The 21,899-nt window shown below is 39.2% G+C and carries 18 protein-coding genes; 15 read left to right on the top strand and 3 right to left on the bottom strand.

What is annotated here, in order from left to right:
* Positions 1 to 39 precede the first annotated feature (39 nt).
* Complete coding sequence (locus tag ACQY77_RS11070; RefSeq protein ID WP_421942078.1) at positions 40 to 942, top strand: LysR family transcriptional regulator; 903 nt, start codon at positions 40 to 42, stop codon at positions 940 to 942.
* Between the two features lie 55 nt (positions 943 to 997).
* Here ACQY77_RS11070 and ACQY77_RS11075 read toward each other — a convergent pair whose 3' ends face one another.
* Both ACQY77_RS11075 and ACQY77_RS11080 read right to left on the bottom strand, forming a co-directional pair.
* Positions 998 to 1,522 (bottom strand): ExbD/TolR family protein, encoded by a 525-nt coding sequence (locus ACQY77_RS11075; protein ID WP_421942077.1) that lies wholly within the window; start codon positions 1,520 to 1,522, stop codon positions 998 to 1,000.
* A 95-nt stretch (positions 1,523 to 1,617) separates the two neighbouring features.
* Entirely contained in the window at positions 1,618 to 2,154 is a 537-nt protein-coding gene (locus ACQY77_RS11080) for a superoxide dismutase family protein (protein WP_421942076.1), read from the bottom strand.
* A gap of 120 nt (positions 2,155 to 2,274) precedes the next feature.
* Between ACQY77_RS11080 and ACQY77_RS11085 the strand changes: the two genes are divergently transcribed.
* The 3 genes from ACQY77_RS11085 to ACQY77_RS11095 all read left to right on the top strand — a co-directional run bounded on the left by ACQY77_RS11085 (position 2,275) and on the right by ACQY77_RS11095 (position 4,223).
* Entirely contained in the window at positions 2,275 to 2,619 is a 345-nt protein-coding gene (locus ACQY77_RS11085) for a hypothetical protein (RefSeq protein ID WP_421942075.1), read from the top strand.
* A gap of 100 nt (positions 2,620 to 2,719) precedes the next feature.
* Positions 2,720 to 3,574 (top strand): EamA family transporter, encoded by an 855-nt coding sequence (locus ACQY77_RS11090; protein ID WP_421942074.1) that lies wholly within the window; start codon positions 2,720 to 2,722, stop codon positions 3,572 to 3,574.
* A 214-nt stretch (positions 3,575 to 3,788) separates the two neighbouring features.
* On the top strand, positions 3,789 to 4,223 hold the full coding sequence (locus tag ACQY77_RS11095) for a carboxymuconolactone decarboxylase family protein (protein ID WP_421942073.1): 435 nt from the start codon (positions 3,789 to 3,791) through the stop codon (positions 4,221 to 4,223).
* 67 nt (positions 4,224 to 4,290) lie between these two features.
* On the opposite strand, the gene ACQY77_RS11100 is transcribed toward ACQY77_RS11095, so the two are convergent.
* On the bottom strand, positions 4,291 to 5,928 hold the full coding sequence (locus tag ACQY77_RS11100) for a glycoside hydrolase 43 family protein (protein ID WP_421942072.1): 1,638 nt from the start codon (positions 5,926 to 5,928) through the stop codon (positions 4,291 to 4,293).
* 255 nt (positions 5,929 to 6,183) lie between these two features.
* Here ACQY77_RS11100 and ACQY77_RS11105 point away from each other — a divergent pair, with 255 nt between their 5' ends.
* The 11 genes from ACQY77_RS11105 to ACQY77_RS11155 all read left to right on the top strand — a co-directional run bounded on the left by ACQY77_RS11105 (position 6,184) and on the right by ACQY77_RS11155 (position 21,740).
* Complete coding sequence (locus ACQY77_RS11105; RefSeq protein ID WP_421942071.1) at positions 6,184 to 7,140, top strand: pectinesterase family protein; 957 nt, start codon at positions 6,184 to 6,186, stop codon at positions 7,138 to 7,140.
* A gap of 157 nt (positions 7,141 to 7,297) precedes the next feature.
* Positions 7,298 to 8,968, top strand: coding sequence for a glycoside hydrolase family 28 protein (locus ACQY77_RS11110; RefSeq protein WP_421942070.1), 1,671 nt, complete (start codon positions 7,298 to 7,300; stop codon positions 8,966 to 8,968).
* 5 nt (positions 8,969 to 8,973) lie between these two features.
* Entirely contained in the window at positions 8,974 to 10,905 is a 1,932-nt protein-coding gene (locus ACQY77_RS11115) for a glycoside hydrolase family 88 protein (protein ID WP_421942069.1), read from the top strand.
* Positions 10,906 to 10,909: 4 nt separating this feature from the next.
* The gene (gene pelA / locus ACQY77_RS11120; protein WP_421942068.1) at positions 10,910 to 11,926 is read left to right on the top strand and encodes a pectate lyase; all 1,017 of its coding nucleotides are present in this window, start codon (positions 10,910 to 10,912) and stop codon (positions 11,924 to 11,926) included.
* A gap of 99 nt (positions 11,927 to 12,025) precedes the next feature.
* A complete protein-coding gene (locus ACQY77_RS11125; protein WP_421942067.1) occupies positions 12,026 to 13,537 on the top strand; it encodes a tagaturonate reductase in 1,512 nt (503 codons plus the stop codon).
* Position 13,538: 1 nt separating this feature from the next.
* Positions 13,539 to 15,185, top strand: a complete 1,647-nt coding sequence (locus tag ACQY77_RS11130) for a UxaA family hydrolase (RefSeq protein WP_421942066.1) — start codon at positions 13,539 to 13,541, stop codon at positions 15,183 to 15,185.
* 121 nt (positions 15,186 to 15,306) lie between these two features.
* Positions 15,307 to 16,707, top strand: a complete 1,401-nt coding sequence (gene uxaC / locus ACQY77_RS11135; protein WP_421942065.1) for a glucuronate isomerase — start codon at positions 15,307 to 15,309, stop codon at positions 16,705 to 16,707.
* 112 nt (positions 16,708 to 16,819) lie between these two features.
* A complete protein-coding gene (locus ACQY77_RS11140) occupies positions 16,820 to 17,875 on the top strand; it encodes a PfkB family carbohydrate kinase (protein WP_421942064.1) in 1,056 nt (351 codons plus the stop codon).
* Positions 17,868 to 18,530 (top strand): bifunctional 4-hydroxy-2-oxoglutarate aldolase/2-dehydro-3-deoxy-phosphogluconate aldolase, encoded by a 663-nt coding sequence (locus ACQY77_RS11145; protein ID WP_421942063.1) that lies wholly within the window; start codon positions 17,868 to 17,870, stop codon positions 18,528 to 18,530. Before ACQY77_RS11140 ends, ACQY77_RS11145 begins: the two co-directional genes overlap by 8 nt.
* Before the next feature lie 24 nt (positions 18,531 to 18,554).
* Positions 18,555 to 19,994 (top strand): MFS transporter, encoded by a 1,440-nt coding sequence (locus tag ACQY77_RS11150; protein WP_421942062.1) that lies wholly within the window; start codon positions 18,555 to 18,557, stop codon positions 19,992 to 19,994.
* Between the two features lie 120 nt (positions 19,995 to 20,114).
* A complete protein-coding gene (locus ACQY77_RS11155; protein ID WP_421942061.1) occupies positions 20,115 to 21,740 on the top strand; it encodes an NADP-dependent glyceraldehyde-3-phosphate dehydrogenase in 1,626 nt (541 codons plus the stop codon).
* Positions 21,741 to 21,899 lie beyond the last annotated feature (159 nt).

Here is a 21,899-nt window from a genome sequence, read left to right on the forward strand (position 1 = left end):
TTAATTTATACATTTGTATCAGAATTATGATATTAAATTATGGTAAATTTAGAATGGTACAGAACTTTTCAAGCGATTTATAAAACCGGAACATTAACAGGTGCAGCAGATCGTTTATTTATTTCCCAACCGGGTGTAAGCTTGCATTTAAGTTCCCTGGAAAGTTATGTGGGTTATAAATTATTTGACAGGACAGGGCGAAAAATGATTCCTACTGAAAAGGGTAAAGTATTATTTAATTTCATTACCGGACCATTAACCAAATTAGAGGAAGCAGAAAAACATTTTCAGAAAAGCACAGAAAAACATACGCCAACGATCAGTGTAGGCATGTGCTTTGAAACCTTTCAAATTACGCTTGAGCAATACATTTCTACGCTACCATTTAATGTAATTATCCGCTTTGGCGAATATCCGGAAATGCTGGATCAGCTGGATAAAAGTGTGCTTGATTTAATTATTACACCACAAAAAGGGAGCTCGCCCAATATTGAGCATGAAGCATTTTCATCAGAAACAATTGTATTGGTTGGTGGGGCAGAAACAGACGACAGCATTTTTAAACAATTGATCAAAAAAAGAGATTCTGTTGCTATTGAAGATTGGCTTAAACAACAAAAATGGTATGGAACAACGGGCGACATGGAGCACCTGCTTCGTTTTTGGAAGATAAATTTCAACAAACATCCCGACTTCAGGCCAAACTACATTGTTCCAAACCTAAACTCCATTGTTCGCTGTTTGTCTGGCGGAAATGGTTTAGCCGTAATTCCCGATTTTCTTTGCAAAACTGAGCTTGAAGCAGGAAAAGTTAAAGTAATTTGGGAGGGTAATCCAAAATTGAAAAATACACTCTATTTTGGATGCAGGAAAAACACACAGTACGCTTCAGAAATCAACTTAATTAAAGATCTGTTTAAAAAGGTAATGGTAACCATTTAATCCTAATATAGTTATGTGATAAATCTATATTACCACATAACCATATCAATTTTACCTATAATCCTTTCTCTCTTAAAAACGCCTCTTCCTCATTTAGAAAATGGGCATCATCTACTGTGTAAGATTTGATGTTACCAATTTTCATTTCATCCACCACATCAACAAAGTTCTTAAATTTAGCTGTGGCAGTAGGTTTAATGATCACGATCATGTGTTTACTTATATTCCCCTGATGAATTTTAGCCACCCGCTGTTTACATTCATTAATTTTAGTTTGTAGCTCAGCTACAGAAGTCGTTTTCATGTTTGCTTTTTCTGCCAGGCCCAGGTAATAAACAACCTGGTTATCTTTGCCCAATAGAATGGTCATTGTTCTTGAAGCCGGGTAATCCATAGTTGATCCTTCATCCGGTTTAGCAATATCTGCGGCATTTGAGGTAGACAAATATGTGGTTAGCATAAAAAAAGTGGTGAGTAAAAACATGAGGTCAACCATTGCTGTTAGATCTACCCGGGGTGTTGTTTTTCTGCTCCTGCCTTTACCAGCCTTGCTGTTCGGCTTTTCGTTTAGTGTTGCCATAAGTCTTAGGTTTTTTTATTGATGATGACAAACCTATTTAGATTGCATAAAAAAAGGCGATCAAAATTTTGACCGCCTGATTATTCATTTAAACGCTATTTAATTGCCTCAATTACTCCACACCCCACCCTGGGGCCTGAGTTTCCGGTAGGTTGAGTTTTATAGTCATCTGTTCCACCATGAACAATAATCCCCCTGCCAATTATATTTTTAACGTCTCCATCTTTTGTAGTCCATCTATCAGTGGTAACTGAAACTTTACCTTTTCCTTTTGCATCCAGATGAACATTTCCTATATCCCCACTGTGGTAAGCACCTGAGCCCCATTTTCCATGTTGCTCATTGGTAGGGTTCCAGTGCCCGTGTGTATTTTCACCCATGTTTCCACAATCGCCGTGCTCATGAAAGTGAACAGCTACATTGCTATCCGCTCTGGCGGCATAATCCAGTTCTAAATCCATGCGTATTTTACCATCATTCAATTCGTAAAACTTTACTGTTCCGATGCTTTTAGTATTATCAGCAGTTTCGGTAAGGGTTGCAGTAGCCACTTCTTTATCAGGTTTAGAACAGGCGTTCAACAAAGCAAAACCTGCTACGGCTAAGGTTAAGGTTAAGAAATATTTTTTCATGTGATTACAATTTAGTTCAATTCAATAACACATTGATTATTATTTGGTTTTACAATTAATCATACAACCTAAAACCATTTTATTACCCAGGTGTTTTAGTTATATAAAATCATTAAAACTATGGAACAGCCAATTGCAATGAATACATTAAGCCAGATTTTGGAAAAATTGAGGCTGAAAGGAAAAGATAACGAATTAAAGATGACTGACCACGGTAAAATGCAAAGTCAGTTGGGAAAGATATATAAACCAGAAGATTTGACCATTGTAAAAACTTACCGTTTTGAAGGTGATTCTGATCCTGCAGATAATTCTGTACTTTATTTAGTTGAAGATCAGGAAAAAACCATTGGCTATATCCTCGATGCTTATGGCATATATTCAGACAATATCGGCTCGTCATTTGACGATTTTTTAAAGAAAATTCCAACTGCCGACCGAGACGAACAAGAATTATTTTGTTAGTATGAAAGGGGAGAATCATGATTCTCCCCTTTTTTATTGTCTCATTTAACCCTCCGTTTAGTTATGAAGTGGTAAGTTTGCCTTTTTACGAGCAGTGTTAATGAAAAGCAGACTATCTAACATCCCACCCTTACCAGCAGTTTTACTGTCCATTTTAAGTGTACAGTGTGGTGCTGCAATTGCCAAAACTTTATTTCCGGCATTGGGTGCTGCAGGTACAGCCACGCTCAGAATAGGAATTTCTGCAATTATTTTATGGATTGCTTATCGCCCGAATGTCAGCAAAATTACGGCTAGACAGTGGAAATCTGTCATTCCGTATGGTCTTTCATTAGGCGCCATGAATGTTATTTTCTACCTGGCGATAGAAAGAATTCCGATTGGTTTAGGTGTAACCCTTGAGTTTGTTGGCCCTTTATTATTAGCCATTGTTGGTTCCAAGCAAGTTATTGATTTTTTATGGGCATTTTTAGCCGCAGTGGGTATAGCCTTAATAGCCCCCTGGGCCAATAATGGGATTGATTTATTGGGCGTGCTTTTTGCGCTTCTTGCAGGGGGTTTCTGGTCGGCTTACATTATTCTGGGAGGGAAAACTTCTAAAATAATGAAGGGTGGAGACGCTGTTGCTGTAGGGATGCTTTTTGCTACACTTTTGATTCTGCCATTTGGTTTGCTCAGCAGCAAAATTGGGAACCTGAATCCAAAATATCTGGCTATGGGAACTGCGCTTGCATTACTTTCCAGCGCCATTCCTTTTACACTGGAAATGAAGGCGCTAAAGCACATCCCATCCCGAACATTTAGTATCCTCATGAGCCTTGAACCTGCGGTTGCCGCAATTTGCGGATTAATTTTTCTTCAAGAATACCTGTCATTTAAAGAATGTTTAGCCATTGCAGCTGTGATTATTGCCTCTGTAGGATCAACACTCTCTGCAAAAAGATCAAAATTATAGTTTATGGTGTAAAGATTGCCTTTGTGCATTGCGGAATTTAAACTATCCGCCTGAATTACACACTCCTTCTTATTATTCCTGGTTTTCTGTGGTTAACAAGGTGCCGGGCTGTTTGCGCTATCTAATTAAAACGTAACATTTGATTTCTTAATCTAGTTTAAGTTTTTTAAGCAGCATGATGCTGAACTTTACATCGTAATCAAAAAACATAAAAATGGAAAGCAGAATAAACATCCAAAAAGTAGAACCAGCAGCTTATCAAGCCATGTTCGGTTTAGAAAAATATTTATCTACCAGTAAAGTTGATCCAATTTTATTGGAACTGATCAAAATGCGTGCTTCACAAATTAATGGTTGTGCCTTTTGTTTAAATATGCATTCGGCAGATGCGCGTAAAATAGGAGAAACCGAGCAACGTTTATACCTGTTAAGCGCCTGGAGGGAAACCAATTTATTTACAGAAAAAGAACAGGCAGTTATTGCATTAACTGAAGAAGTAACCTTAATTACCAATCATGTTTCTGACGCAACTTATCAGAAAGCGGCTGGTTTTTTCAATGAAAATGAACTTGCACAAATTATTATGGCTATTGTAACCATCAATGCCTGGAACAGAATTGCCATCACCTCTAAAACAATTGTAGGATAAGCTGTTATAGATTAACCGCAAAGTAAAAAACCTTTCGCGCTTAAAACTTTGCGGTTACTTAACACCCCTATTTCTGAATATGAAACCAATCGTATTCTGCAAGGCCAGAATCATTGGTTTGTGTATCACGAATAGCAAACAATCCTATTTTGGCACCGATCCACTGCCCCGCTGTGGCCTGGAATTGTTCGCCTACGTTCTGAAAGTTAGTTCCATCTTCGCTATAGGCAAATTGACATTTGGCTCCACTGGATACTTTAACCCGAAAATAAGCCGTTGACGACTTTAATTTTGCAACTTCCTTTAAGTTCTCTGTTTTGCCTTTGTCTGCGCCCTGACAAACTCCGTAAACAACATATATGCCGTCTTTTTTACTTTTCAGGCTTATCTGAGCATAACTTCTTCCCATCACAACCAAGCCTGTTTGCTCATTTTCGAGTTTCAGATTGGGTTTAAAAGTCACTTTTGTAGTTGCCATAAATTCATCTGCAGGGAATTTCTGCATCAGTAAATTCGGAACATCCCATAAATTTTTAGCTTCATCCGGAATTTTAGCTGTATACAATTTTAATACACCCCTTGCAGCATCAGTAAAAAGCCATGTAGGCTGAGGGTTAGCTTGCCATTGCCATTGCAAACCTAACTTTGAGCCGAGAAATTCATCACTTTCAACAGGTGTTATGATTGGATAAGTTTTTCCTACGCGGGGCTTCCTATAAGTCAGCAGGGGTTCACCTGTACCATCTCCATCCTTATCAATTCCGATAACCGGCCAGTCATTTACCCATTTCATGGGTTGCAAATGCACTACTCTTCCATAAGCATCTTTATCCTGAAAATGTAAAAACCAATCCTCTCCGGTAGCGGTATTAACCCAGGCGCCCTGATGTGGCCCATTTATTCCCGATTTACCTTCATCCATGACTACTTTCCTTTCGTAAGGGCCATAAATATTTTTACTTCTTAATATTAACTGCCAACCTGTTGAAACTCCTCCAGCAGGGGCGAACAAATAATAATATCCATTTCTTTTGTAAACTTTAGGTCCCTCAATGGTGGGGTCTAACTCATGGCCATCGTATACAATTCTTCCTGTCTCTGTAGCTTTTGTGCCAGCACCGTTAAGTGGCATTACAGCCAAAACACTTTTAATCCCAGCCCTGCTTCCCGCATATGCATAAGCCAAATATGCTTTATTATCTTCATCCCAAAACGGACAAGGATCTATTAAACCTTTTCCGGCTATTACGAGCTCGGGGTTTGACCATTCACCAGTGATGCTTTTTGCCTTGGTGAGGTAAATGCCGAAATCCGGATCGGGATAATAAATATAAAACTCGCCATTTCTATAGCGCAGGGAGGGTGCCCAAACCCCATTGCCATGTTGTGTTTTTTCAAAATGTTCAAAAGGTGGTTGCCTTTTTAAGGCATGACCAATGATTTTCCAGTTCACCAAATCTTTTGAATGCAGAATGGGCAAGCCTGGCACAGCATCAAAACTAGAAGCAATAAGGTAAAAATCTTCTCCTACCCGAATAGCATCCGGATCAGAATAATCTGCATTAATAACCGGATTTTTATACATTCCATTTCCCTGATCTGCCACCCAAACTTTAGAAACATAATTATCGGAAACCGTTTGCTGAGCAAAAGCGGAAAGCGTAAAAATACAGTAGCTTAATGAGGCATAAATAATTTTTTTCATTGCGTATCTAGGAGGCGAACCTGATCGCCACATATTTGGTTATAGACAAGATTAATTCTTTTTTCGCTGGAACACAACAAAAGATTATGCAATCGTTCCCGTCATCGTTTGCGGTTTTTTATCGGCAACAAGCTTATCTTTCATCATAAATATTGATTAAAATTGTTTGTCATATATATTTAGTTTTAGAATACGGCTGCGCTTGGACAAATACCCATTACGTGGCCTATTTTTTTATTTCTAACCGAATCGCAGATGAAAACCTTATTCTTGCTCATTTTTACCAGCCTATGCCTATCTGTAAATGCCATAGAGGTTAAACCTGATTTTATTGTGGCTGCAGATGGTAGCGGGAATTTTAAAACGGTGCAGGAGGCGATAAATGCTGTTCCCGATTTCAGGAAAAAGGAAACCATCATATTCATCAAAAAAGGTATTTATAAAGAGAAATTGGTTTTAGCTGCTTCTAAACAACAGGTGAGGCTAATAGGGGAAAGCTTGAATGAAACGATTCTTACTTATGATGATTATGCACAAAAAAAGAATGCCTTTGGTGAAGAAAAAGGCACTTCCGGTTCTTCCAGTTTTTACATTTATGGCGAAGGGTTTTCGGCTGAAAACCTCACTTTCGAAAATTCTGCCGGTCCGGTAGGACAAGCGGTTGCAGTTTGGGCCGGTGGAGACAAGCTTGTATTTATCAACTGCAGGTTTTTAGGTTTTCAGGATACACTCTATACTTACGGGGCGAATAATCGTCAATATTACAAGAACTGCTATATAGAAGGTACTGTAGATTTTATATTTGGAGCTTCTACTGCCTGGTTTGAGCAATGCAACATATTCTGCAAAAAGACAGGTTATATTACGGCTGCCTCAACAGCTGATACCACAAGGTATGGATATGTGTTCAATAAATGCAAGATTATAGGGGACGCCGCAGCAAATAGTTTTTATCTGGGCAGACCCTGGAGGCCCTATGCAAAGGTTGCATACCTTAACTGTGAATTGCCTGATTTAATCAGACCGGAAGGATGGCACAATTGGGGAAAAGAAAGCAATGAAAAAACTGCCTATTACGCTGAATACAGGAATACAGGTAAGGGTGCAAAACCCAACAACCGTGTAAACTGGTCGCATCAACTCACTAAAGCTGAATACCAGGCCTATATTTTGGAAAACGTTTTCCGTGGATGGAATCCAGAGACCAAATAAACAATTAAACTATTCATTATCAATGATTTAATCTAAATAAATCGACAGAAAACATCTATTTCTTTGGCAACGATTGCATAGATTTCTCTTCTGTTTTACCTTCAAAGGCCGTACACTTGTTATTACGATAACCAAATATAATTTAACAGCGCAACCAATGAAACAATTCCCAAAGGGTTTAAGCCATATTAAAACAGCTCTAACCGGGTTGATTTTATTATCAACTACCGCAGCTGTGGCTCAAAACCAAAGTTTACCAGTCATTCAGCAGGTTAAGTTTAAAAATGATACAACCAGCATTACAAGCTATGGAGCAAAAGGTGATGGTGTTTTTTTAAATACCCAATCCATTAACAAAACCATTGCAGCAGTAAGTCAAAAAGGGGGTGGAGTAGTTTTAATTCCTTCGGGATTATGGCTTACAGGTCCTATTGAACTAAAAAGTAACGTAAATCTTCATTTAAAAAGAGATGCTATTCTTCAGTTTACTGCAGATTTTAACCAGTATAAACTTGTTGAAGGCAATTGGGAAGGTCAACCGGCCTGGAGAAACCAAAGTCCATTATCAGGTGTTAACCTGGAAAATATTGCCATTACGGGAAGCGGAATTATAGATGGAAATGGTGGAGCCTGGAGAATGGTAAAGCGAGATAAGCTTACCGAAACCCAATGGAACAAGCTGGTAGCTTCTGGCGGAGTGGTAAGGGCAGATGGTAAAATGTGGTATCCGTCGGCAAAAACGGTTAAAGGTTCTAATACTAAGAATGCGGGAGTAATTGAACCTGGCAAAACAGCTGCAGATTATGAAGACATAAAAGATTTCCTTCGGCCAAACTTATTGGTTTTAACCAACTGCAAAAAAATTCTTTTAGAGGGTGTGACTTTTCAAAACTCACCTGCCTGGAATCTTCACCCCCTGCTTTGTCAGGATTTAACTTTGAGAAACCTTCAGGTAAAAAACCCATGGTTTGCACAAAATGGTGATGGTGTAGATATCGAATCCTGTAAAAATGTGTTAATAGAGGGCAGCACCTTTGATGTGGGTGATGATGGGATTTGTATTAAATCCGGCCGAGATGAAGCAGGCCGTAAACGTGGAGTTCCAACAGAAAATGTAATCGTTAGAAATAATGTTGTTTACCATGCACATGGTGGATTTGTTATCGGCAGCGAAATGAGTGGTGGTGCAAAAAATATCTGGGTTTATGATTGCTCTTTTATCGGTACTGATATTGGCTTACGCTTCAAAACCACCCGTGGCCGTGGGGGTATTGTAGAAAATATCTATATCAACAACATTAACATGATTGATATTCCTGGTGAAGCCATTTTATTTGACATGTACTATGCCGCTGTTGATCCGGTTCCTTTGGCTGGTGAAAAACGTGAAGCAATTAAAACGATTACAGTTCCGGTTACCGAGGCTACTCCTCAGTTCAGAAATTTTGTTATCAAAGATGTGGTAGCCAACGGGGCTGAAAAAGCGATCTTTTTTAGAGGATTACCTGAAATGAACATCAAGAACATCAGTTTAGAAAACGTTACCATTCAATCTAAAAAAGGAATTGAAATTATAGAAGCGTCGGGCATTTCATTGAAGAATGTAAATGTAATCACAGCCGACACCAATCCGATCGTGCATATCCAGAATGGTACAAATGTTACGATCAGTAACCTTCAATATAAAACCGGAGCAGAACTATTGTTTGATATCAACGGCGAGAAAACAAAGGGCGTAAAAATTTCAGGCACCGATACCTCAAGGGCTAAGAAAGCAAGCAATTTTGGTGAAGGTGTAATTAAAAATGCATTAGAGATTTCAAAATAATAACCATGAAGAGATCATTCCTATATACAACAGCAGCAGCAATTGGTTTAACCATTTTATCCCAAAGCGGATTTGCTCAAAAAAAACTTTCGGAGCAGTTAACCCTAACAGCAATGGAAACCTTGTTTCAGGATACCACAGCACTTAAAGATGCGAAAGGCCCGAAATGGACTTACGACATGGGCGTTGTGCTGGAAGGAGCAGCTGTTGTTTGGCGAAATACCGGCGATGGAAAGTATTTTAAGTACATCCAAAATGCAATGGATACCTATGTAGATAAAGAAGGTAACATCAGAACGTACAAACCTGAAGACTTCAATATCGACAATGTTAAAAACGGGCGTTCGCTGTTGCTGTTATATAAAGTTACGGGGCAGGCCAAGTATTTAACTGCAGCTACTAAATTATATAATCAGTTACAAAACCAGCCCCGAACTAAAGCAGGCGGTTTTTGGCATAAAAAAATCTACCCCAACCAAATGTGGTTAGATGGCCTTTATATGGGAGAACCGTTTTATGCTGAATATGCCAAACTGATGAAGAAGGATGAAGCCTTTGACGACATCGCCAAGCAGTTTATCCTGATGGAAAAGGTATCGCGTGATCCTAAAACGGGTTTACTTTATCATGGTTACGATGAAAGCAGAGCAGAGAGGTGGGCAAATAAAACAACCGGGCAATCTCCTAATTTCTGGGGTAGGGCAATGGGTTGGTACATCATGGCATTGGTAGATGTGCTGGATAATTTCCCTGCAAATCATCCTAAAAGAGCAGAATTAATTGCCATTTTAAATCGTACAGCAACTGTAACCGTAAAATATCAGGATCCGAAATCAGGTGTTTGGTTTGATATCATGGACATGCCTGCAAGAAAAGGAAACTATTTAGAAAGCTCGGCTTCGAGCATGTTTGTTTATGGATTGGCCAAAGGCGTGCGCAAAGGTTACCTGTCACCAAGTTTTATGGTAGCAGCGAAAAAAGGTTTTGCTGGTTTAAAGAAAGAATTTGTTGAATCAGCAGGTACAGACCGCATTAACCTTACCAAAACAGTTTCTGTTTCGGGTTTGGGAGGTAAACCTAAATATCGTGATGGCAGTTTTGAATATTACATGAGTGAAAAAGTAATTACCAATGACCCGAAAGGTGTAGGTTCATTTATCTGCGCTGCTGCTGAAATGGAAATTGCGGCTTTACCTAAAACAGGTAAGGGATTAACGGTAACTGTTGATAATTTCTTCAACAATGAGTACATGACTGGCCCTGCAGGAGATAAAATTCCTTTCCATTATGTATGGGAAGAGGACGATAACAATGGATTTTCGCTATTCGGCAAGATTTTTAATGATGCCGGGGTTAAAACTTCAACGCTTAAATCCGCACCTACAGCTGCTAATTTAAAGGGAAGTAACATATACATCATTGTTGATCCGGATACGGAAAAAGAAACCGCTAATCCGAACTTTATGAATGCTGCACACGCCAAACAGGTGGCCGAGTGGGTTAAAGCCGGAGGAGTACTGGTATTGCTACTAAATGATGCGGGGAATTGCGAAATTTCAAAATTCAATGTACTGCCTGAAATTTTCGGCATTCATTTCAACGAAGATAGCCGAAACAAAGTGCAGGGAGCTAATTTTGAGCAAGGTGCAATTAAAATCCCTGCTGGAAATACCATCTTCAAAACTGCCAAAAAAGTTTACATTAAAGAGATTTCTACTATAGTAGCTAAAACACCTGCTGCTGCTGCTTTAACTGATAATGGCGATGTCATTATCGCAACGGCAAAGTATGGTAAAGGAACCGTTTTCGCTGTGGGCGACCCCTGGTTTTATAATGAGTATATAGATGGCAGAAAATTACCTGCTGATTTTGAAAACTTTAAAGCCACCAACGATTTAGTGAACTGGCTGATTAAACAAGCACCTGCTAAGAAATAACACCATGAGGATCAAAACATTATTCACTATAATTTGCTGCAGTTTAATCGCATCTTGTTATGCTCAGCAGCCAACAGATTCTACCGCAGAGAAAATGCTGGTTTATCAATTGGGAAATGGCGGATGGCCTAAGCAATTAGAAGATAAAAGTGTGGTGAACTATGGAGCAACGCTAACCCCTGAGCTGCTGGCTAAAGTGAAAGCGACGAAAGATCTTCATGCCACTTTTGATAATAAAGCTACAAGCCGGGAAATTAATTATCTGGTTACAGCTTATAAAAAAACTCAAAACAAGAATTACCTTAAGGCAGTAGAAAAAGGTTTAGATTTCATATTAGCAGCACAATATCCGAATGGAGGATGGCCGCAGTATTACCCTGATAAGTCTTTATATCGCGCGGAAATTACTTACAACGATGATGCGATGATCAATGTGCTCAATATCCTTCAAAATATTGCAACGAAAAAGAATGATTTCGAGGTGGTGAACCCAGACTATATCCCCAAAGCAGAGAAAGCAGTTGCAAAAGGCATAGATTGTATCCTGAAAACACAGGTAAAGCAAAAAGGAATACTCACTATTTGGGCAGCGCAATATGATAAAGACTCCATGCTTCCGGCAAAAGCCAGAGCCTTTGAACCTGCATCTTTAAGTACAAGCGAATCAGCTGGCATTGTGCGCTTTCTGATGGGAATTAAAGAGCCTTCTCCTGAAGTGAAAAATGCTATTACCGCTGCAGTAAAATGGTTTGATACCTACAAAATTGCGGGTTACCGTTTTGACAGAGAAAAAGGAAAGGTGGCGGCTTTGGTTGCGGATAACACCAGTATGGCCTGGGCCCGTTTTTACGATATAGAGAAAAACACCCCTATTTTCGGCGACAGAGATAACACCATCAAAACCAAGCTTGAAGAGTTAAGTCCGGAAAGAAGAAGCGGTTATGCCTGGTATGGTAACTGGGGGCAGAAAATAATTGAAAAGGAATATCCAAAATGGCTAGCCTCAAATGGCCAAAAATAATTACAAAAAGAGAAAAGGATAAGCACATTGTTTACGTGCAATGATTATAAAACATAAATCACCATCCCAAATGGGATGAAGTGACTAAACAACACTAACATGATTTTAAACGAAGAAAACTTAAAAAACATCAGCAGCGAGAAGGTTACAAAACCAACTGCTGAAATTCTTGCTTTACCTGAAAAAGTAATCCAATTTGGTACAGGTGTGTTATTACGGGGTTTACCAGATTATTTCATTGATAAAGCCAATCAAAAAGGAATTTTTAACGGACGTATCCTCGTGGTAAAATCTACTTCAAAAGGTGGTGCTGACGCTTTTTCAAAACAAGACAACCTCTACACTCTATGTGTAAAAGGGATTGAAGATGGAGTGAATGTAGAAGAAAACAGCATCAACTCTTCAATAAGCAGGGTATTATCTGCTTCGCAAGATTGGGCAGAAATTTTAAAAGCCGCACATCAACCTGAAATGCAGATTGTTATCTCTAACACCACTGAAGTTGGGATTGTTAAAAGTGAAGATAAAATTACTGACACCCCTCCGCAATCTTACCCAGGCAAGCTTTTGGCCTTCTTACATGAAAGATATAAAGCCTTTAATGGATCTGCCGAAAGCGGAATGGTGATTGTTCCGACTGAATTAATCAGCGATAACGCAGATAAATTAAAAGATATATTATTAGACCTTGCCATTCAAAACAAGCTGGGCTGGGATTTTGAGCAATGGTTGAAAACGGCTAATCATTTTTGCAAAACACTGGTAGATCGGATCGTTCCGGGAAAGTTGCCGGAAGCAGAGCAAAAACAAATTGAAGCAGAATTGGGCTATGCCGATGAATTAATGATCATGGCAGAACCTTTCAGACTTTGGGCTATAGAATCATCAAGTGAGAAAGTTAAAGAAATTTTATCCTTTGCAAACGCAGATAAAGGCATTTTTATTGTTCCATCTATAGATAAATTTAAGGAATTGAAACTTAGATTGTTAAATGGAACACATACTATCACTTGCGGTTTAGCCATTTTAGCAGGATTCAATACTGTTAAAGAAGCCATGGCAGATGAAACCTTTGCCAATCATGTTTTAAAATTGATGAAAGAGGAGATTGCTCCTGCAGTTGTTAACGATGCGATTACTTACGATGAGGCCATCAATTTTGCAAACAGCGTTGTTGACCGATTCAGCAATCCATCTCTGGAGCACCAATGGAAAGCCATTACGCTCAACTATACTTCGAAACTACAGATGCGCAACACTCCTTTGATTAGAAAATACTATGCTTTAAAAAATGAGGTGCCGCAACTAACCGCGTTGGGTGTTGCTGCATATATCGTTTTTATGAATGTAAATAAAGAAGGAGCGGTTTATACTGCTAGCGCTAATGGAAAAACTTATCCTGTAGATGACGAGTTTGCAGAAATCTTACACCAGTATTGGAAAAACCCTGAAACAGTTGTTGACCAAACCCTGGGTGACAGACGACTTTGGGATAAAAACCTGAATAATTACCCTGGATTTAATGCCGCGGTAAAATCATACGTAGAATTATTACAAAAAAAGGGTGCAAAAGAAACTTTAAGTAACTTGCATTCAGAAAGAACAGCTTAAAATGATTACTAGAATTTTAAAAATCCATCCAAACGATAATGTTTTAGTTGCCTTACAGGATTTAACTAAGGGAGAAACCGTAATCTATGATGGACATGAATACGTGTTAACAGATAACATCCATGCCAAGCACAAATTCTTTATGCAGGATATGAATGTTGGTGATCCGATTATCATGTATGGTGTTTTAGTGGGTAAAGCACAGCATTTTATCCCTAAAGGTGGTTTAATGGATACCGAAAATACGAAACATGCTTCTGAGGCTTATGAATTTCGCCCATACCATTATGAATGGCATGCCCCGGATGTTTCTAAATTTGAAGGCCGTACTTTTAATGGTTACATCCGCAACGATGGCCGTGTAGGTACCGCCAACTACTGGTTATTTATCCCTACGGTATTCTGCGAAAACCGAAACCTCGATGTAATCAGAGAAGCTTTACACAATGAATTGGGTTATGCCGTAACCGATAAATATAAAACTTATGCCCATCATTTAGTTGAAGCCTACAAGCATGGTGAAAACTTAGAAGATGCAGATGCCAGCTCAATTGCCCAGGCTAACCCTGCGGCCAATCGTATCTTTAAAAACGTAGATGGCATTAAGTTCTTAAATCACCAGGGTGGATGCGGTGGAACACGTCAGGATGCGGCAGTTTTAAGTAAGCTTTTGGCGGCATATGCTGATCATCCGAATGTTGCGGGTGTTACAGTATTAAGTTTAGGTTGTCAGAACTTACAGGTACACGATTTCATGGAAGATTTGAAACACCGCAGTCCGAATTTCGACAAACCTTTATTCATTTTCGAACAACAACAATCGCAAAGCGAAGAACAACTGATTAAAGAAGCCATTAGAAAAACATTTATTGGCTTAACGGAAATTAATAAAATTGAACGCCAACCTGCCCCACTCAGCAAATTGGTGTTGGGCGTAAAATGTGGTGGTAGTGATGGCTTTAGCGGCATTAGTGCAAATCCTGCTGTTGGCTATACTTCAGATTTACTGGTAGCTTTAGGCGGAACGGTATTATTAGCGGAATTCCCAGAATTATGTGGGGCCGAGCAACAATTAATTGACCGGACTAAAGATGAAACTGCGGCACGTAAGTTTATTCAGTTAATGACGGCCTACAGCAATGCAGCTGAAAATGCAGGATCAGGTTTTTACATGAATCCTTCTCCGGGAAACATTAAAGATGGCTTAATTACCGATGCCATTAAAAGTACTGGAGCCGCCAAAAAAGGTGGAACATCACCTGTAGAAGATGTATTAGACTATACTGAGCCTGCTACTAAAAAGGGGTTAAACCTGGTATGTACTCCCGGGAATGATGTGGAAGCCACAACAGGTAAGGCCGCTTCGGGAGCAACCCTAATTCTCTTTACAACAGGTTTAGGTACGCCTACCGGAAATCCCGTTTGCCCGACCATTAAAGTAGCCACGAATAATGCCTTAACCAAGCGCATGGGCGATATCATCGACATCAACTGCGGACCAGTGATTGAAGGTGAAAAAACAATCGAACAAATGGGTGAAGATATTTTAGAATATTGCATTAAGGCTGCAAGTGGAGAAGTAATCCCTAAAGCAGTTCTGCTAAATCAAGACGATTTTATCCCCTGGAAAAGAGGGGTTAGTCTTTAGTCTGGAGTCCTGAGTCTGTAAATCAATTGGAGGACTGTGACACACAGTCCTCTGTTAACAAAATAAAATATTAACCAGATATGATGCTAAACCAAGTCATATCTCACATCCTCATCATCGTATGAAATCTTTTTTAGACGAAAATTTTCTCTTGCAGAGCAAAACAGCTGAGCACCTGTACCACAATTTTGCAAAATCACTGCCGATTATTGATTACCACAATCACCTTATTCCGGAGCAGATTGCGAATAACACCCAATTTGAAAACATCAGTCAGGTTTGGCTTGCCGGCGACCATTATAAATGGAGAGCAATGCGTGCAAATGGCGTTAATGAGCAATTCATTACTGGTGCAGGCTCTGATTATGAGAAATTCGAAAAATGGGCTGAAACGGTTCCATTTACTTTACGTAACCCTTTATATCACTGGACTCATTTAGAGTTACAGCGTTATTTTGGCATCACCGATATCCTTTCGGGCAAAACTGCACAAAAGATTTATGATGAATGTTCAGCGAAACTTCAAACGCCAGAATATTCTGTTCGTGGTTTGTTGGCAAAAATGAATGTAGAAGCCGTGTGTACTACAGATGATCCTTTAGACAGTTTAAATTTCCATCAACAACTTGCTGATGAAGGCGTTAAACTCAAAATGCTACCGGCATTCCGCCCGGATAAGGCAATGAACAGTGATGATATTGAAGGTTTAAATGATTATATCAATAAATTAGAAAGTGTGGCAAATAAAACCATCAGCACTTTCCAGGACTATATCGATGCTTTAAAAAGCCGTCACGATTACTTCGCAGCGAATGGTTGTTCGGTTTCAGATCATGGTTTAGAACAAATTTATGCCGAAGACTATACCGATCAGGAAATTATTTCAATTTTTGGTAAAATCCGCGGCAAACAAGGCATTTCATATGAAGAAAACCTCAAATTCAAATCTGCTATGCTGGTTTATTTTGCAGAGTGGGATCATGAAAAAGGTTGGGTTCAACAATATCACCTGGGTGCTTTGCGAAATAACAATGCCAGAATGTTACGTCAGTTAGGGCCAGATACAGGTTGGGATTCGATCGGCGACTTTAGTCAGGCCAGAATGTTATCCAAATTCTTAAATCGGTTAGATAATCAGGATAAACTGGCTAAGACCATTTTGTACAATCTTAATCCGGCAGATAATGAATTGATCGCAACCATGATCGGAAACTTTAATGATGGTTCAGTTGCGGGAAAAGTTCAATTTGGATCTGCCTGGTGGTTTTTAGATCAGAAAGATGGTATGATCAAACAGCTGAATGCCCTGTCTAATATGGGTTTATTAAGCCGATTGGTGGGTATGCTAACTGATTCCCGCAGTTTCCTTTCTTTCCCTCGTCATGAGTATTTTAGAAGGATCGTTTGTAACCTGTTTGGAGAAGATATAGAGAATGGCGAAATCCCGAACGACCTGGAGTGGGTTGGCAAAATAGTGCAAGATATTTCGTACTTTAACGCCAAGAATTACTTTAAATTTTAACCAAAATAAGGCTTAAGGAAGGAAAATGTTAGAATCAGATCGTTTCAATCGTTTTCCTTACTTTTTACTACAGTTGAGATAAACTGCATAATTAAGCCGACTGAACAAAAAAATGAGTGACCAAATAGCCTCCTTATCAAAAAAAGGAGAAAAAGTTTTAAGTTTTGGAGAAATACTTTTGCGCATTTGCCCCGACATGGATGGGCAATGGTTAAAAGAAAATAAACTTCCTTTCTATGTTGGTGGAGCTGAACTCAATGTAGCAACTGCATTAGCACTTTGGAACGTTCCCTCTGCTTACCTGTCGGCTGTACCCGATAATTCTGTAACCAGGGAAATTATCGACCATCTGAATGCTAAAAATGTAGATACCTCGCCAATGGTTTTCCATGGTGAACGTTTGGGATTATATTATCTTCCAAAAGGAAAAGACCTAAAGAATGCTGGTGTAATTTATGACCGCGCAAATTCGGCATATGCCGATTTAAAAGTTGGTCAAATTGACTGGGAAAAGGTTTTTGATGGTGTAACCTGGTTCCACTTTAGTGCAATTTGCCCGGCAATCAACCAATCAATTGCTGACGTATGTTTAGAAGCCCTGAAAGTAGCCAGCAAAAAGAATATTGTTATTTCTTTAGATCTGAATTATCGTGCAAAACTTTGGAAATACGGTAAAGAGCCAATCGACATTCTACCTCAGTTGGCCAGATACTGCACTTTGATTATGGGCAATGTATGGGCAGCCAATAAAATGTTGGGAACGGCGCTTCATGAAGACCTAAAACAAGCAGAGGGTTATGCCAAAGACACGCTTTTAGCGCAAGCAACAGCGACTTCTCAAGAAATCCTGAATTTATTCCCAGCCTGTAAAGCTGTAGCCAACACATTCAGGTTTGATCATGGTAAAGGCATCCGGTATTATACCGCAATATATAATGAAAATCAACTCACAGTATCTGAAGAGTATGTTTCAGATGAGATTTTAGACAAAGTGGGTAGTGGTGATTGTTTTATGGCGGGATTGATTTACGGTTTCTATAACCACCTTCCAGTTAAACAAACATTAAATTTCGCCACTGCGGCAGCATACGATAAATTATACATTCCGAGCGATGCCACAATAAGCAGCGTAGCAGACATAGAAAAAAGAATTATAAACCATGATTAGTAATAAGCACAAAATTTTAGATGCCATTTTGGAGCAAGGCATGCTTCCCCTATTTTATCAGGATAGTGAAGCTGGTAGTGTTGAGATTTTAAGAAGCCTGTATAAATCAGGCGTTCGTGTTTTTGAATACACTAACCGGGGTAAATCGGCTTTGCCTAACTTTAAAAAGTTAAAAGAAGTTCGTGATGCTGAGATGCCTGATCTTTACCTGGGAATCGGTACCATTAAAACCCCTGCCGAAGCCAACGCATTTATTGATGCTGGAACAGATTTCATTGTAGCACCTATTGTTAATCCTGCGGTAGCTGAAATTGCAAACAAAATCGGCATGCTTTGGATTCCAGGCTGTATGACTCCAACAGAAATCAGTATTGCACAGGAAAATAAAGCCATGTTAATCAAAATTTTCCCGGCAAATATTTTGGGTCCTGAATTTATTGCCTCCATTAAAGATCTTTTTGCTGGCCAGCTGTTTATGCCTACCGGAGGAGTAGAAATCAATGCAGATAACTTAAAAACATGGTTTAAAGCAGGCGTATGTGCAGTTGGAATGGGTAGCAAACTCATCAGTAAAGAAGTGATGAGCAAAGGGCTTTATGAGGAGCTTGAAGAAAATACCAAATTAGCACTTGATTTAATTCAAAAGAGTAAATAATAATACACAAACACACCTAACCAAATGAACCAACCGAAAATAGGTAAGTATAGATGGACAATATGTTTATTGCTGTTTCTTGCCACTACGATCAATTACTTAGATAGACAGGTACTTTCCTTGACCTGGACCGACTTCATTAAACCAGAATTTCACTGGGACAACAATGACTATGGTAACATCACCGCACTATTTTCTATATTTTATGCTGCATCAATGCTTTTCGCAGGTCGTTTTGTGGATTGGCTAGACACTAAAAAGGGATTTCTCTGGGCAATTGGTGTATGGTCTGTTGGCGCATGCTTACATGCATTCTGTGGTATTGCTACCTCAGGAATCATCACCGGAAACTGGTTAGTAGGTTTTGAAGGTTCAAAAGAAGCCCTCTCAACAGTGAGCGATACGGGTATGATCATTTCTGTAAGTGTAACCTTATTTATATTTGCCCGTTTTGTCCTGGCAGTTGGTGAAGCAGGTAACTTCCCCGCAGCAATAAAAGCTACAGCTGAATATTTTCCTAAAAAAGACAGGGCCTTCGCCACCAGTATTTTCAATGCAGGAGCAACAGTAGGCGCACTGGCGGCACCCATTACGATCCCTTTTATTGCAAAAGCATATGGATGGGAAATGTCATTTATCATTATCGGCGCCTTAGGTTTTATCTGGATGGGACTTTGGGTATTTGTTTATAACAAACCTGAATTGCACCCAAGGGTGAGCCCGGAAGAGTTAGCTTATATTCAGCAGGATTTAATTGCCGATCGAAAGCTTGCCGACTATGTTGAAGAAACCAAAGAAAAAGTATCTTTCATTGATTGTTTCAAGTATAAACAAACCTGGGCTTTTGCTTTCGGTAAATTCATGACTGATGGTGTATGGTGGTTTTTCCTATTTTGGACGCCTGCTTACTTAAAGTCTGTATATGGAATGGATTCTACTCAAAGCGCATTACCATTATTTGTATTGTATGTAATTACCTTATTATCTATTATTGGTGGATGGTTACCAACCTACTTTGTCGACAAAAAAGGTATGAATCCTTATGAAGGCAGAATGAGAGCGATGTTAATTTTTGCTTTTTTCCCATTATTGGCTTTAGCCGCGCAACCTTTAGGCCATATCACCTACTGGATTCCGGTATTGATTATCGGTATTGCAGGAGCTGCCCACCAGGCTTGGTCGGCAAATATTTTCTCTACAGTTGGCGATATGTTCCCCAAAAAAGCCATCGCAACCATTACCGGAATTGGCGGTATGGCTGGTGGTATCGGCTCTTTTATCATTAATAAAGGATCTGGTGTCTTGTTTGATTATACCGGAAAAAATCAAATTGTATTTATGGGCTTTAAAGGAGAAGAAGCTGGATATTTTATCATTTTCTCTATCTGTGCTGTGTGTTACCTCATCGGTTGGACAGTAATGAAAGCGCTTGTACCAAAATATAAAGTAATCGAATTAAAATAATTAAATGGAGAGCAGGATTCTGTAAATAATGCAGATTCCTGCTCCCTTTGTGAAAAGCAACACAACCAATCTATACTTAAACTATAGACTTACAATTATAAACCCTAACTACTACTAAAATTGAGTACCACGTTAAACCTCGAAAGTATTTTCGTTGAAGAAAGCCAGATTCCAGATGAATTTAGGCTGAAAGAAGAGATCAACCAAAAGGAATTTCTCTCCAATGGAGAAATGAAACCCTGGGCTGGTCCATTTAATGAGGTTTTTTCCCCTGTATGTGTAAAAACTGCAGACGGATATAAACGTAAACGCATTGGAAGTTTCCCTGTATGTACAGAAAAGGAGTCTACTGAAGCATTAGAAGCCGCTGTAGCAGCTTATGACAATGGCCGCGGGCAATGGCCGACCATGAGTGTAGCCGACCGGATTACCTGCGTAGAAAATTTCACCCGTAAAATGATTGAGCAAAAAGAGATTGTTGCCAAATTAATTATGTGGGAAATTGGAAAATCGTATGCCGATTCAGTTAAAGAATTCGATCGTACGGTAGAATATATCTATGCGACTATTGATGCTTTAAAAGATATCGACAGGCAATCATCCCGTTTTGAAATAGAACAAGGAATTGTGGCTCAGGTAAGACGCTCTCCTTTGGGAGTGGTACTTTGCATGGGACCATTCAATTATCCATTAAACGAGACCTTTACTACGTTAATCCCTGCCTTGATAATGGGCAACACACTTTTATTCAAACCACCTAAGCACGGCACCTTATTGCACTATCCTTTATTGGAGGCATTTCGTTCCAGCTTCCCTAAAGGTGTTGTAAATACCATTTATGGTCGTGGCAATAGCATCGTTCCGGGGTTAATGAAGTCAGGTAAAATCAATGTACTTACTTTAATCGGTTCTAGTAAGGTGGCCAATGAGTTGAAGAAACTTCACCCTAAAGTGAATCGCTTAAGGGCTATTTTAGGTTTAGATGCTAAAAATGCAGCAATTATCACTAAAGATGCAGACCTGGATTTAGCTGTTTCTGAAACCGTTTTAGGCTCGCTATCTTTTAACGGACAACGTTGTACAGCAATCAAAATTGTTTACGTACACCGCAGTTTGGCTCAGGAGTTCTTAAAACGATTGTCAGCCGAAGTTGAAAAGCTTAAATTCGGCATGCCTTGGGAAAAGGGCGTAAACCTTACTCCACTACCAGAGCTAAATAAACCAGAATACCTAAAAGAATGCATTGATGATGCTGTTGCTCATGGTGCTAAAGTGGTGAATAAAAACGGGGGACAAACCTTTGAAACCTTTGTTTATCCTGCCATTATGTATCCGGTAAACAGCAACATGAAATTGTATCGTGAAGAACAATTTGGTCCGGTTATCCCAGTAGTTCCTTTTGATGATTTAGAAGAGCCTATTGAATACCTGATTGGTTCACCACACGGCCAGCAGGTAAGTATTTTCAGCAATAATGCTGCTGTAATTTCTTCTTTGATTGATCCCCTGGTTAATCAGGTGAGTCGTGTAAATATCAATTGCCAGTGTCAACGCGGACCAGATGCATTTCCATTTACCGGCAGAAAAGACAGTGCAGAAGGAACACTTTCAGTTGTAGACGCATTACGTTCTTTCTCCATTCGTTCTTTGGTAGCTACTAAATTTACTGATGACAATAAAAAACTGTTAAATGAAATCGTGAAAGGCGATGATTCTAACTTCTTAAGTACGAAGTATATTTTCTAAGGATAAGTAACCAAAAAAGGCCTGAAAATTTAAATTTTCGGGCCTTTTAGGTTTAAAGGATTATGTTTTGAATTAAGAACAGGAACATGCCTTTGCCTAATAAACAAATGCCTAATGACTAGTGCCTAATGACCAATAAACCATAAAATCAACGGGACG

The sequence above is a fragment of the Pedobacter sp. genome, from assembly GCF_965279535.1.
Lineage (GTDB): Bacteria > Bacteroidota > Bacteroidia > Sphingobacteriales > Sphingobacteriaceae > Pedobacter.

Coding starts and splice junctions, on each gene's coding strand:
- ACQY77_RS11090 (WP_421942074.1), top strand. CDS start 2,720: ATGAAAAGCAGACTATCTAACATCCCACCCTTACCAGCAGTTTTACTG.
- ACQY77_RS11125 (WP_421942067.1), top strand. CDS start 12,026: ATGATTTTAAACGAAGAAAACTTAAAAAACATCAGCAGCGAGAAGGTT.
- ACQY77_RS11080 (WP_421942076.1), bottom strand. CDS start 2,154: ATGAAAAAATATTTCTTAACCTTAACCTTAGCCGTAGCAGGTTTTGCT.
- ACQY77_RS11105 (WP_421942071.1), top strand. CDS start 6,184: ATGAAAACCTTATTCTTGCTCATTTTTACCAGCCTATGCCTATCTGTA.
- ACQY77_RS11150 (WP_421942062.1), top strand. CDS start 18,555: ATGAACCAACCGAAAATAGGTAAGTATAGATGGACAATATGTTTATTG.
- ACQY77_RS11070 (WP_421942078.1), top strand. CDS start 40: ATGGTAAATTTAGAATGGTACAGAACTTTTCAAGCGATTTATAAAACC.
- ACQY77_RS11145 (WP_421942063.1), top strand. CDS start 17,868: ATGATTAGTAATAAGCACAAAATTTTAGATGCCATTTTGGAGCAAGGC.
- pelA (WP_421942068.1), top strand. CDS start 10,910: ATGAGGATCAAAACATTATTCACTATAATTTGCTGCAGTTTAATCGCA.
- ACQY77_RS11110 (WP_421942070.1), top strand. CDS start 7,298: ATGAAACAATTCCCAAAGGGTTTAAGCCATATTAAAACAGCTCTAACC.
- ACQY77_RS11140 (WP_421942064.1), top strand. CDS start 16,820: ATGAGTGACCAAATAGCCTCCTTATCAAAAAAAGGAGAAAAAGTTTTA.
- ACQY77_RS11075 (WP_421942077.1), bottom strand. CDS start 1,522: ATGGCAACACTAAACGAAAAGCCGAACAGCAAGGCTGGTAAAGGCAGG.
- ACQY77_RS11130 (WP_421942066.1), top strand. CDS start 13,539: ATGATTACTAGAATTTTAAAAATCCATCCAAACGATAATGTTTTAGTT.
- uxaC (WP_421942065.1), top strand. CDS start 15,307: ATGAAATCTTTTTTAGACGAAAATTTTCTCTTGCAGAGCAAAACAGCT.
- ACQY77_RS11085 (WP_421942075.1), top strand. CDS start 2,275: ATGGAACAGCCAATTGCAATGAATACATTAAGCCAGATTTTGGAAAAA.
- ACQY77_RS11100 (WP_421942072.1), bottom strand. CDS start 5,928: ATGAAAAAAATTATTTATGCCTCATTAAGCTACTGTATTTTTACGCTT.
- ACQY77_RS11095 (WP_421942073.1), top strand. CDS start 3,789: ATGGAAAGCAGAATAAACATCCAAAAAGTAGAACCAGCAGCTTATCAA.
- ACQY77_RS11115 (WP_421942069.1), top strand. CDS start 8,974: ATGAAGAGATCATTCCTATATACAACAGCAGCAGCAATTGGTTTAACC.